At 73.1% G+C, this 12362-nt stretch carries 11 protein-coding genes; 7 read left to right on the plus strand and 4 right to left on the minus strand.

The features are described from left to right. Positions 1–32: 32 nt before the first annotated feature. Positions 33–1175 (plus strand): DUF418 domain-containing protein, encoded by a 1143-nt coding sequence (locus ACFYUV_RS02055; protein ID WP_387663963.1) that lies wholly within the window; start codon positions 33–35, stop codon positions 1173–1175. Positions 1176–1177: 2 nt separating this feature from the next. Here the strand turns inward: ACFYUV_RS02055 and ACFYUV_RS02060 are convergent, their stop codons facing one another. The 4 genes from ACFYUV_RS02060 to ACFYUV_RS02075 are packed head-to-tail and all read right to left on the minus strand — an operon-like array spanning position 1178 to position 5026. After that, positions 1178–1777 carry a response regulator transcription factor gene (locus tag ACFYUV_RS02060; RefSeq protein ID WP_125646369.1) on the minus strand — a complete coding sequence of 200 codons (600 nt, stop codon included), beginning with the start codon at positions 1775–1777 and terminating at the stop codon, positions 1178–1180. Further along, the gene (locus ACFYUV_RS02065; RefSeq protein ID WP_387663965.1) at positions 1774–2874 is read right to left on the minus strand and encodes a sensor histidine kinase; all 1101 of its coding nucleotides are present in this window, start codon (positions 2872–2874) and stop codon (positions 1774–1776) included. The genes ACFYUV_RS02060 and ACFYUV_RS02065 overlap by 4 nt, the downstream gene beginning before the upstream one ends. Continuing rightward, on the minus strand, positions 2871–3989 hold the full coding sequence (locus ACFYUV_RS02070; protein WP_387663967.1) for a sensor histidine kinase: 1119 nt from the start codon (positions 3987–3989) through the stop codon (positions 2871–2873). The genes ACFYUV_RS02065 and ACFYUV_RS02070 overlap by 4 nt, the downstream gene beginning before the upstream one ends. 38 nt (positions 3990–4027) lie before the next feature. Beyond that, positions 4028–5026 carry a hypothetical protein gene (locus ACFYUV_RS02075; protein ID WP_387663969.1) on the minus strand — a complete coding sequence of 333 codons (999 nt, stop codon included), beginning with the start codon at positions 5024–5026 and terminating at the stop codon, positions 4028–4030. Between the two features lie 118 nt (positions 5027–5144). Here ACFYUV_RS02075 and ACFYUV_RS02080 point away from each other — a divergent pair, with 118 nt between their 5' ends. From ACFYUV_RS02080 to mug, 6 genes are all read left to right on the plus strand, one after another. After that, on the plus strand, positions 5145–6059 hold the full coding sequence (locus ACFYUV_RS02080; protein ID WP_358284659.1) for an LLM class F420-dependent oxidoreductase: 915 nt from the start codon (positions 5145–5147) through the stop codon (positions 6057–6059). Positions 6060–6101: 42 nt separating this feature from the next. After that, positions 6102–7679 carry a 3' terminal RNA ribose 2'-O-methyltransferase Hen1 gene (locus ACFYUV_RS02085; RefSeq protein WP_387663971.1) on the plus strand — a complete coding sequence of 526 codons (1578 nt, stop codon included), beginning with the start codon at positions 6102–6104 and terminating at the stop codon, positions 7677–7679. Beyond that, a complete protein-coding gene (locus tag ACFYUV_RS02090) occupies positions 7663–10122 on the plus strand; it encodes a polynucleotide kinase-phosphatase (protein ID WP_387663973.1) in 2460 nt (819 codons plus the stop codon). Before ACFYUV_RS02085 ends, ACFYUV_RS02090 begins: the two co-directional genes overlap by 17 nt. Before the next feature lie 25 nt (positions 10123–10147). Next, entirely contained in the window at positions 10148–10273 is a 126-nt protein-coding gene (locus tag ACFYUV_RS02095) for a hypothetical protein (RefSeq protein WP_387663975.1), read from the plus strand. A gap of 85 nt (positions 10274–10358) precedes the next feature. Continuing rightward, a complete protein-coding gene (locus ACFYUV_RS02100) occupies positions 10359–11759 on the plus strand; it encodes a sugar porter family MFS transporter (protein WP_387663977.1) in 1401 nt (466 codons plus the stop codon). Positions 11760–11790: 31 nt separating this feature from the next. Further along, positions 11791–12324: a G/U mismatch-specific DNA glycosylase gene (gene mug, locus ACFYUV_RS02105; protein ID WP_387663979.1), complete on the plus strand. Its 534-nt coding sequence runs from the start codon at positions 11791–11793 to the stop codon at positions 12322–12324. The last annotated feature ends 38 nt before the right edge of the window (positions 12325–12362 follow it).

Genomic DNA, 12362 nt, shown 5'->3' on the forward strand with positions numbered 1-12362 from the left:
GCCGCGCGGGCAGGCGTCCCTAGCGTCGGGGCATGACGCAAACCACCCTCGCCGGACGCGTCCAGGAGATCGACGCCGTACGCGGGTTCGCGCTGGCGGGCATCCTGGTCGCGAACATCGGCTTCCTGGCCGACCCGGGGTACGCGCTGTCGGGCGCCATGCCCATCCCCGACGGGCCCGTGGCTCTGGCGATCACGGCGTTCGTGCTGACGAAGTTCTACATCATCTTCTCGTTCCTGTTCGGGTACTCCTTCACGCTGCAGATGCGGGCGGCCGAGCGGGCGGGGGCGAGCGTGCGGGCCAGGACGTTGCGCCGCTGCCTGGCGCTGTTCGTCATCGGGCTGGCCCACGGTCTGCTGCTGTGGATCGGCGACATCCTCACCCTGTACGCCGTGCTCGGCCTGGTCCTGCTGGCCCTGCGCGGGCTCAGACCGAGGACGGCCGTCATCGCCGGCTCCTCGATCATCGGCGCGCTGACCCTGTTCTGGCTGGCCCTCGCCTGGCTGTCCACCCTCGACCCGGCCGCCGGGCAGCTCGCCGCGGCCGACCCGGCGGCGGCCGCCCGCGTGCTGGCCCTGGCCACCGGCGGGCCGCTGGACTTCCTGACGATGCAGACCGAGCTCTACCCGCCGCTGGTGGCGATGATCTGGCTCTTCCAGGGGCCGACCGCGCTGGCCATGTTCCTGTTCGGGCTCGCGGCCGGCAAGTCCAGGCTGCTGGAGGGCCTCGGGCAGCGGCCCCGCCTGCTGGCCCGCGTCCAGTGGGCGGGCTTCGGCGCCGGCCTGCCCGGCGGCCTGCTGTACGCCTGGACGTCCGGCCGGACCGGCGCGGTCGAGCTGCTCGGCGGCGCGGTCAACACGCTCACCTCGATCCTGCTGGCCGCCGCCTACGTCGCCACCCTGCTCCGGCTGATCGGCCGCTTCCCGGCGGCGGGCCGCGTCCTGGCCGCGCCGGGACGGGTGGCCGCCTCCAACTACGTCGGCCAGTCGCTGCTCATCGCCCTGGTCTTCACCGGGTACGGGCTCGCCCTCGCGGGCAGGCTGTCACCGATCGCGGTGATGGGCGTCGCCCTGATGATCTACACCGTGCTCGTGTGGGCGAGCGGACGCTGGCTGCGCACCCACCGCCACGGCCCGGTGGAGTACGTGCTGCGCCGGATCACCAACTGGCGCTGAGGTCAGAGCCAGCCCATGCGCTGGGCGGTGCGGATCGCCTCCAGCCGGTTCTGGGCGTTGAGCTTGGTCATGGCGCTGGACAGGTAGTTGCGCACCGTGCCCTCGGTGAGGTGCAGCTCGCCGGCGATCCTGGAGATCGTCGCCCCGTCGCCCGCCAGGCGCAGCGCGTCGCGCTCCCGTTCGGTCAGCGGGCTGTCGCCGGCGGCCATCGCGGCGGCGGCCAGCTCGGCGTCCAGGTAGCGGCCGCCGGCCATGACCTTGCGGATCGCCATGGCCAGCTCCTCGGCGGAGGCGTCCTTGCCCAGGAAGCCGCTCACGCCGGCGGCCATCGCCCTGCGCAGGTAGCCTGGGCGGCCCAGGCTCGTCAGGATGACGATCTTGCACTGGGCGCTGATCCGCTCGGCGGCGCTCAGGCCGTCCATGCCGGGCATCTCGATGTCCAGCACGGCCACGTCGGGGCGGTGCTCGGCGACCGCGTCCACGACCTCGTCGCCCCGGCCCACCTGGGCCACGACCTCGATGCCGTCCTCCAGGTCGAGCAGGGCGGCGATCGCGCCGCGGATCAGGTGCTCGTCGTCGGCGAGCAGCACGCGGGTGGTCATGCCGGCACCGCCGCGCGCAGCAGGTAGCCGCCGTCGGACGTCGGCTCGGCCCGCAGCACGCCGCCCGCCGCGCCGACCCGCTGGGCCAGCCCCGCCAGCCCGTTGGCCGCATGCTCGCCCACCGGGCCGCTCACCCCGTCGTTGGACATCTCCAGGACCCCGTTCTCGATCGTGATCGTGCAGCGTTCGGCCTTGCTGTGCTTGAGCACGTTGGTGGCGCCCTCGCGGACGACGGTGGCGAGCAGGGTGCGCGCCTCCGGGGCCAGCGCCGTGGTGTCGGCCCGCACCGTGCAGCGGACCTCGGCCGCCTCCAGCACCGCCCGGACGCCGGCCAGCACCTCGTCCAGGTCGAGCGCCCGGTAGTTCTGCACCACGGTCCGCACCTCGCGCAGCGACCGCCTGGCCAGGTCGCGCACCTCGAACATGGCCCGCTCGGCGGCGGCCGGGTCGCCGGGCAGCGAACCGGCGGCGCGGGCGGTCCTGGCCGAGACGTCGGCCAGGCTCTGCCCGAGCAGGTCGTTGAGGTCGCGGGCGAAGCGCAGCCGTTCCTCCGAGACCGCCAGCCTGGACCTGGCCTCCTGCCCTTCGTGCGCCTCCTTGGCCACCCGCCACAACCACAGGTTCGCCAGCACGCCGCCCACGCCGATCCCGGTGAACACGGCCAGCACCACGACCGCCGACAACATCTCCACGGGCAGGCCCATGGTCAGCGCGAGGACGACCACCAGGACGGCGATCCAGCCGACCGACAACGTGACGATCGTCCGGCGGCGGACGAAGGGGGCCAGCATCGCCAGCCACACCGGCACGGTGTACAGGATCGTGCCGGCCGCGAGGACCAGGGCGAGCACCCCGGAGACGGCCAGCAGCGCCGTCGGGCGGGGTCCGCCGCGCACGGCGATCCGGAACGGCCGCGTGGCCAGCGCCATGAACACCAGCAGCAGCACGCCGGCGGCCACGAACACCTGCCGGGGCAGGTCGACGTTCTGCCCGAGCAGGTACAGGTTGTAGAAGCCGGTCGCGGACACCAGCAGGATGATGTCGGTGGAGTAGACGATCAGCCAGCGGACCTTGTCCAGCCGGGTCGGCCGCCTCACGCGGGCACCGCCGCGCGCAGCAGGAACTCGCCGGTGGGCGTCGGGGCGGCCGAGAGCGAGCCGCCCGCCGTGGTCAGGCGCTCCGACAGGCCGCGCAGGCCGCTGCCCGGGGCCGCGGAGAGGTCCTTGACGCCGTCGTTGCGCATCTCCAGCACGCCGCCCTCGATCGTGATCGCGCAGGTGGTGGCCGAGCTGTGCTTGAGCACGTTCGTGCCGCCCTCGCGCACGACCCACGCCAGCAGCGCGCGCCCGGCGGGGGACAGGTCGCCGGCCCTGGTCTCGATCAGGCAGCGGGCGCCGGCCGCCTCCAGTGCCGACCGTACGCCGGCCAGCTCGCTGTCCAGGTCGAGCGTGTGGTAGCCGTCCACGGCCAGTTGCACCTCGGCCAGCGAGTCGCGGGCCAGTTCGCGCACCGCGTCCATCTCGGCGAGGGCTCTGGCCTGGTCCTTGGCCGACAACTTGGCCGCCAGCTCGCTCTTCAGCGTGATCACCGACAGGCTGCGGCCGAGCAGGTCGTGCAGGTCGCGGGCGAAGCGCAGGCGCTCCTCGGCGATGGCCAGGCGCGCCTTGGCCTCCTGGCCGTCGTTGGCGTCCCTGATCGTCCACCACAGCCAGCGCCACAGCAGCATGGCCGCGACCATGAGCGCGCAACTGGCCGCCTCGGGGATCAGCGTGCCGGCCCAGGACCGGTCGGTGATCAGCACGACGTACGCGCTGACCAGGACGGTCACGGCGGCTCCCAGGCAGGCCGTGGCCCACAGCGGCAGGTAGAAAGCGACCACCGACACCCACAGGACGCCGGTCTCCAGCCAGGTGGCCGTGCTCGCCATCTCGTCGTGCGGCAGCAGCAGCACCGAGCCGGCCGCGCACGCCCCGGACACCAGCAGCTTCGCCGTGGGCCGCGGGCGGTCGTCGAAGGCGGCCCGCAGGACGGAGGGGAACAGCGTGAACTGGCCCGCCAGGAAGGCGATCGCGAGCAGCGCCTGCGGGACGCCCATCTGGCCGCGCGCGGCGTAGATGAGGACGAGGGTGACGAACACCAGGCCCAGGAGGATGATCATGGCGTCCATCCAGTGGATGAGGATCTTGCGCGCGCTCGCGGCACGGCTCGCCATCGTCGTCCACACCCCCTGGATTCGGGGAAAATCCTATGTCAGGAGTGGGTCCTCCAGAGAATGCGGGATATTTCCGGTTTGGGGGGTGTGCCGCGCAGCGACAACCAGGCCAGCCCGTGCCGGACGGCGTACTCCGACAGCTTGCGGGCCTCCGGCTCGTCCAGATCGCCGGGCCTGGCCAGCACCGGGGTCAGGGCGAGCCGCTCCCACACCTGTTCCTCGCCGGGCAGGCCGTAGGCCCGCGCGAGCTGCCCGGCCGCCGCCCGCACGGCCGACCCCAGCCTGCGCAGCCGCCCCTGCGGCCCGGTGCGCGGCTCCATCTCGGCCAGCAGCTCGACGGCGTCCACCCGGACGCCCTCCCGCCGGGTCGCGCGCAGCGCCGCCAGGTCGGCCGCCTCCAGGCCGTCCGGTGTCAGGCGCAGGGTGAAGAAGACCCGCAGCGGCCGTTCCCCTTGGAGGGCGTGCAGCGCCCGCGCCCTGCGCAGCGCGGCGGCCGGGTCGGCGTCGCGGATCTCGAACCCCGCCGCGGCGGCCCCGAACGCGCCGACCGCCCTGCGGTAGGCGGTGGCCAGGCCGCCCGGCCTGGTGCACCTGACGGCCGGGTCGTCCCCGCCGGGCCCGCCGAACACCGGGAAGGCGTCGCCGCCCGCCGCCCTCAGCCGCCCGAGCCCCGCGGCCACCGGGTCGCCCGCCGGCCGCGGCGGCCCGGCCCACCGGACGAGGCAGCCGTCGTCGCCGGCGACGAGGTGGCCGAGCGCGTACCGGGCGACGCCGGTGGCGCGCGACTCGGCCGCCAGGTCGAAGCCCGGGTCGCGGGCGGTGTCGACGAACCCCACGAACGAACGCGGCGGCTGCCGGACCGCCGCCGGCCGCTCCGGCGGCGCGAAGCGGACGGGAGCGGCGCCGGACGGCGGCGCGGGCTCGGCGCCCGCGGGCAACATCCGGATCGCCAGGGCCGTGGCTCCGGCGAGCGCGAGCGCGGCGAGCACCGCCAGCGGGCGGGGGAGCGTGCCGGACTCTCTTGCTTTCCGCGACATATGCCACCCATCGTGATCGATCGGCTACTTTCAGCGGTTGCTGGTGAAGGTAGCAAGCGTTCGCCGACGGCGCGGGGCTTTTCCGGTCGCCGTCCGATGTGGGCGGATAATGAGCCTCATGAAGCTGCGGATCTTCACCGAGCCCCAGCAGGGCGCCACCTATGACGACCTGCTCGCCGTCGCCCAGGCCGCGGAACGCCTGGGGTTCGACGCCTTCTTCCGGTCCGACCACTACCAGCGCATCGGCCCCGGCGACCCCGGCGCCGGCTCCACCGACGCCTGGGTGACGCTCGGCGCCCTGGCCAGGGAGACCTCCACGATCAGGCTCGGCACGCTGGTGACGCCGGCCACGTTCCGGCTGCCCGGCCCGCTGGCGATCAGCGTGGCCCAGGTCGACCAGATGAGCGGCGGCCGGGTCGAGCTGGGCTTCGGCACCGGCTGGTTCGACGGGGAGCACTCCGCGTACGGCATCCCGTTCCCGCCGCTCGGTGAGCGGTTCGGCCGGTTCGAGGAGCAGCTGGAGATCGTCACCGGTCTGTGGACGGCGAAGGACTCCTACTCCTTCGAGGGCCGCTACTACCGGCTGGTCGACTCGCCGGCGCTGCCCAAGCCGGTCCAGCGGCCCCGTCCGCCGGTGATCATCGGCGGCTTCGGCGCCAAGCGCACGCCCCGGCTGGCGGCCACGTACGCCGACGAGTACAACGTGCCGTTCCGCACCCTGGCCGACACCGGGCAGGCGTTCACGCGGGTCCGGGAGGCGGCCGACGAGGCGGGCCGCGGCCTGATCCTGTCGGCGGCGCAGACCGTCGTCGTGGGCGCCGACCAGGCCGAGATCGAGCGGCGCGCCGCCGCCATCGGCCAGGACCCCGGCGCGCTGAGCGAGGGCGGCCTGTGCGGCACCCCCGACGAGGTGCTGGCCAAGCTGGGCGCCTTCGCCAAGCTCGGGGCCGAGCGCGTCTACCTCCAGGTCCTCGACCTGGCCGACCTGGAGCACCTGGAGCTCATCGCCGCCGAGGTCCTGCCGCACGTGTAATTCCGTTGGCGGTGCTTCGTCCGGCTACGGCACACTTGGGACGTGCTGCTGACGATCACGACCACCGCCACGCCGGCCACCGACCTGGGCTTCCTCCTGCACAAGCATCCCGAGCGCGTGCAGGAGTTCGGCCAATCGTTCGGCACGGCCACGGTGTTCTATCCGGAGGCGGGCGAGGAGCGCTGCACGGCGGCCCTCCTGCTGGAGGTCGACCCGATCGCGCTGGTCCGCTCGCGCGGCCGGAACTCGCCCGACTTCAGCCTGTCGCAGTACGTCAACGACCGCCCGTACGCGGCCTCCTCGCTGCTGGCCGTCGCGCTCGCCGACGTCTTCCGCACTGCGCGGGCGGGCCGCTGCAAGGCCCGTCCGGAGCTGCCGGGCACCCCGCTGCCGCTGGAGATCCAGGTGCCCGCGCTGCCCTGCCGGGGCGGGCCGGAGCTGGCCCGGCGGCTGTTCGAGCCGCTGGGGTGGGCGGTGGAGGCGCAGACGCTGCCACTCGACGAGGGTTTCCCCGAATGGGGCGAGTCCCGGTACGTGCGGCTGACCCTGCGCGGCACCGTCCTGCTGGCCGACGCGCTCAACCACCTCTACGTGCTGCTCCCCGTGCTCGACGACGGCAAGCACTACTGGATGGCCTCCGACGAGATCGACAAGCTGGTCAGGGCGGGGGCGGGCTGGCTCGGCGGTCATCCGGAGCGCGGCCTGATCGCCCGGCGCTACTTCGGGCGGCGCTGGGCGCTGGCCCGCACCGCGCTGACCAGGCTGGCCGAGCTGGGCGACGAGACCGAGGAGGAGCTGGAGCCGGCGCTCGCCGAGGAGGCCCCCGCCGGGGAGACCGCGGCTGACGAGGCCGCCTTCGCCGAAGCCGTCGCCGAAGCCGAAGCCGTCGCCGGGGCCGGTGGCGAAGCGGGGACCGCCGGAGCCGGGGCCGATGGCGAAGGCGCTGCGGAAGGCGGCGTCCAGGGCGACGTCACCGAAGGCGGGGGTGAGAAGGCGGGCGCGGCGCGGAAGGCGCGGCCGCTCAACACGCTGCGGCGCGAGGCCGTGCTGCGCAGGCTCGAAGAGCTCGGCGCGACGAGCGTGATCGACCTGGGCTGCGGGCAGGGCGAGCTGGTCGCCGCGCTGCTGGCCAGGCCCAGGTTCGCGCGCGTCGCCGGCATGGACGTCTCCTCCCTGGCGCTCACCATCGCCGCCCGCAAGCTGCGCCTGGACCGCATGCCCGACAGCAAGCGGGCCCGGCTCACCCTGTTCCAGGGCGCGCTCACCTACACCGACAAGCGCCTGGCGGGCTACGACGCCGCCGTGCTCATGGAGGTCGTCGAGCACGTCGACCCGCCGCGCCTGGCCGCGCTCGAACGCGTCGTGTTCGGCCGCGCCCGCCCGGGCCATGTGCTCGTCACCACCCCCAACATCGAGCACAACGTGCGCTACGAGTTCCTGACCGGCCTGCGCCACCCCGACCACCGCTTCGAGTGGACGCGGGCCGAGTTCGCCGCCTGGGCCGCCCGGGTGGCCGCCCAGTACGGCTACCACGTCGCCGTCGAACCCGTCGGCGAGGACGACCCCGAGGTCGGCCCGCCCACCCAGATGGGAGTCTTCACCCGTGATCAGCGTTCCTGAGCTGTCCCTCGTGGTGCTCGTCGGCGTCTCCGGCAGCGGAAAGTCCACCTTCGCGCGCCGGCACTTCAAGCCCACGCAGGTCATCTCCTCCGACTTCTGCCGCGGCCTGGTGTCCGACGACGAGAACGACCAGGCCGCCACGCCGGCGGCGTTCGACCTGCTGCACCACATCGTCGGCGTGCGCCTGGCCAGGGGGCTGTTCACCGTCGTGGACGCCACCAACGTCCAGTACCCCGCCCGCAAGAGCCTCATCGAGCTGGCCAGGAAGCACGACGTGCTGGCCGACGCCATCGTGCTGGACACGCCCGAGGACGTGGCGATCGAGCGCAACGCCGCGCGTCCGGACCGCGACTTCGGCCCCGGCGTGGTGATCCGTCAGCGCAAGGAGCTGCGCCGCTCGCTGTCCAAGATCTCCGCAGACGGCTTCCGGCGGGTGCACGTGCTGCGCGGCCTGGAGGAGATCGACAACGCCGAGATCACCTACGAGAAGGCGTGGTCGGACCGGACCGAGCTGACCGGCCCGTTCGACATCATCGGCGACGTGCACGGCTGCCGCTCGGAGCTGGAGACGCTGCTGGCCAAGCTCGGCTGGCAGGGCCTGACCCACCCCGAGGGCCGCACCGCCGTGTTCGTCGGCGACCTGGTCGACCGCGGGCCCGACACGCCGGGCGTGCTGCGCCTGGTCATGGACATGGTCGAGGCGGGCACCGCGATCTGCGTGGCCGGCAACCACGAGCAGAAGCTCGTGCGGGCGATGAACGGCCGCAAGGTCACCGTCGCCCACGGCCTGCGCGAGTCGCTGGACCAGCTCGCCGCCGGGCCGCCCGAGTTCGCCGAGCGGGCCCGGACGTTCATGGACGGCCTGCTCAGCCACTACCGCCTGGACGGCGGCCGGCTCGTCGTCGCGCACGCCGGGCTGAAGGAGTCCTACCACGGCCGCGCCTCCAAGCGCGTGCGCGCCTTCGCCCTGTACGGCGACACCACCGGCGAGACCGACGAGTACGGCCTGCCGGTCCGCTACCCGTGGGCCGACGAGTACCGCGGCCGGGCCATGGTCGTCTACGGCCACACGCCCACGGTCACCCCCGAGTGGATCAACAACACGATCTGCCTGGACACCGGCTGCGTCTTCGGCGGCCACCTGACCGCGCTGCGCTACCCCGAGCGCGAGATCGTCCAGGTGCCGGCCGAGCAGGTCTGGTACGAGCCGACCAAGCCGCTCGGCGCCCCCGCCCGCGAGCCGGGCATGCTCGACGTCGGCGACGTGATCGGCACCCGGCACGTCGAGACCCGCTTCGGCGGCCGGGTCAAGGTGCTGGAGCAGAACGCGGCCGCCGCGCTGGAGATCATGAGCCGGTTCGCGGTCGACCCGAGCTGGCTGGTCTACCTGCCGCCGACGATGGCGCCGCCGGAGACGTCCAGGCTCGACGGCTACCTGGAGCACCCGCACGAGGCGTTCGAGGAGTTCGCCGCGGCGGGGGTGAGCGAGGTCGTGTGCGAGGAGAAGCACATGGGCTCGCGGGCAGTGGCCGTGCTGGCCAGGACGCCCGAGGTCGCCGCGGCCCGGTTCGGCGTGGCCGACGGCAGCACCGGCGCGGTCTACACGCGTACCGGGCGGCCGTTCTTCCGGGACATGACGCCGCTGGTCGAGGCGGTGCGCGCGGCCTGCGAGCCGCTGTGGGAGGAGCTGGGCTCCGACTGGGTGGTGCTCGACTGCGAGCTGCTGCCCTGGTCGGCCAAGGCGGGCGAGCTGATCAGGTCGCAGTACGCCTCCGTCGGCGCCGCCGCGCGGGCCGCGCTGCCGGAGGCCGTCACGGCTCTGGAAGCGGCGGCCGGACGCGGGCTGGATGTGGGTGGGTTGTTGACCCGCACCCGACGCCGCTTCGACAACGCTGCCCTGTTCCGCGACGCCTATGCGCGCTACTGCTGGCCGGTGGACGGTCTCGACGGGATCAGGCTGGCGCCGTTCCAGATCCTGGCCTGCGAGGGACGGGCCACCGCGCTGGAGCCGCACGCCTGGCACCTGTCCACGCTGGCGCTGCTCGACTCGCCGCTGATCGCGCCGACCAGGAACGTGACGGTCACCCTCGACTCGCCGGAGTCCAGGGCCGCGGCCACCGCGTGGTGGGAGGCGCTGACCGCCGCCGGGGGAGAGGGCATGGTGGTCAAGCCGGCCACGTACGTGCCCGGGCGGGTGCAGCCCGGCGTGAAGGTGCGCGGCCGGGAGTACCTGCGGATCATCTACGGGCCCGACTACACCGAGTCCCTCGACGTGCTGCGCCGCCGTTTCCTCGGCAAGAAGCGCTCGCTCGCGCTGCGCGAGTACGCCCTCGGCCTGGAGGCGCTGTCGCGCCTGGCGGACGGCGAGGCGGGCTGGCGGGTGCACGAGCCGGTCTTCGCGGTGCTCGCCCTGGAGTCCGAGCCGGTGGACCCGCGCCTGTGACCCCGTCCCTCCGAAGGAGCCTGTGATGACCGCCGACCGTCACCGTCCCGGCTACGTCCGGCGCGCTCTCGGGCGCGCGCTGCTGCGGTACGCCGTGGCGGTGGCGGTGGCGGTCGTCGTGATCGCGGTCTTCTGGCTGACCCGGGCCTGACGTCCGGTTTGTGGCAAGGTTGGGTAAGCGCCGCGCTACACAGGTGATCTCCGGGTAGGTCCCCGATCACGGGGAAGGGACCTGTATGGCAACTCGGTACACCCATCAGGAGCATCTGGGCCACGTCGTCTTCATCACCGCGGCGGCGGCCATCGGCGGGTTCCTGTTCGGATACGACAGCTCGGTCATCAACGGCGCGGTCACCGGCATCCAGCGGCACTTCGACGTGGGAGCGGTCCAGATCGGCTTCGTCGTGGCCATCGCGCTGCTCGGGTCCGCGCTCGGGGCCTGGATCGGCGGCGGGCTGGCCGACCGGTGGGGGCGTACCCGGTCGATGCAGGTGGCCGCCGGTCTGTTCACCGTCAGCTCGATCGGGCAGATGTTGCCGTTCGCCATCTGGGACCTGGGGTTGTGGCGGGTCATCGCGGGCTTCGCGATCGGCATGGCCTCGGTGCTCGGGCCGGCCTACATCGCCGAGGTCGCGCCGCCCGCCTACCGGGGGCGGCTGGGCTCGTTCCAGCAGCTCGCCATCGTGCTCGGCATCGCGGTCTCGCAGCTCGTCAACTACCTGATCGCCGAGCTGGCCGGCGGCGACGTCAACAACCACCTGTGGGGGCTGCAGGCGTGGCAGTGGATGCTGGGCGCCTGCGCCGTCCCGGCCCTGCTCTACCTGCTGTTCGCCTCCACCATCCCCGAGTCGCCGCGCTACCTGATCATGTCCGGACGGTCGCGGAAGGCCCGCGAGGTGCTGGCCGAGGTCGAGGGCGAGGACGTGGACCTCGACGCCCGGATCGCCGAGATCCAGCACGTGCTGCGGACCGAACGCGTGCCGGGGCTGAAGGACCTGCGCGGCAGCGCGCTCGGCCTGCTGCCGATCGTCTGGGTCGGCGTCATCCTGTCGGCGTTCCAGCAGCTGGTCGGCATCAACGTGATCTTCTACTACTCGTCGGTGTTGTGGCAGTCGGTGGGCATCAACCAGAGCAACTCGCTGCTGATCAGCTTCTCCAGCTCGATCATCAACATCATCGGCACGTTCATCGCGATCGCGCTGGTCGACCGGATCGGGCGCAAGCCGCTGCTGCTCGTCGGCTCGGCCGGCATGGCGATCGCGCTGGGCACCGCGGCCTGGGCGTTCAGCGCGTCGCGGGAGGTCGGCGGCGTGGTCTCGCTGCCCAGCCCGCAGGGGCCGATCGCGCTCGTCGCGGCCAACGTGTTCGTGCTGTTCTTCGCCCTGTCGTGGGGCGTGGTGGTCTGGGTGCTGCTCGGCGAGATGTTCCCCAACCGCATCCGCGCCGCCGCGCTCGGCGTCGCCGCCGCCGCGCAGTGGATCGCCAACTGGCTGATCACCGTCTCGTTCCCGGCGCTGTCGGAGTGGAACCTGCCGCTCACCTACGCCATGTACGCCCTGTTCGCCGCGCTGTCCTTCTTCTTCGTCAGCAAATGGGTCAAGGAGACCAAGGGCCGCAAGCTGGAAGACATGGGCTGACCACGCCGCGGAGTGGGCTAACCTCCGGCACGTGCTTGTCGACGTGCTCGGTCCCGGCCTGAACGTGCTCTTCTGCGGCATCAACCCCGGCCTGATGTCGGAGGCCACCGGCCACCACTTCGCCCGGCCGGGCAACAGGTTCTGGCCCGCGCTGCACCTGTCCGGCTTCACGCCGCGCCTGCTGGCCCCCGCCGAGCAGCACCTGCTCCCCTCGTACGGGCTGGGCATCACGAACATCGTCCCCCGGGCCAGCGCCAAGGCGGCGGAGCTGACCAGGGACGAGCTGATGGCGGGCGGCCGGCAGCTCGCGGAGAAGGTGGCCGGGCTGGGGCCGCAGGTGCTGGCCGTGCTCGGCATCTCGGCGTACCGGACGGCCTTCGCGCGGCCCAAGGCGGTCATCGGCCCCCAGCCCGAGCAGGTCGGCGGCGCCCGCGTGTGGGTGCTGCCGAACCCGAGCGGGCTCAACGCCCACTGGACCGTCGCCACGATCGCCGGGGAGATGGCCCGCCTGCGCGCCTCGCTGCGCCCGGGCCCGGAACCGACGGTCTCTGACCTGCGCTTGTAGACGGATCCAAGTCACGCACAAGCCTTGATCGCTAGATA

The sequence above is a fragment of the Nonomuraea sp. NPDC003560 genome, from assembly GCF_042878785.1.
GTDB lineage: Bacteria > Actinomycetota > Actinomycetes > Streptosporangiales > Streptosporangiaceae > Nonomuraea.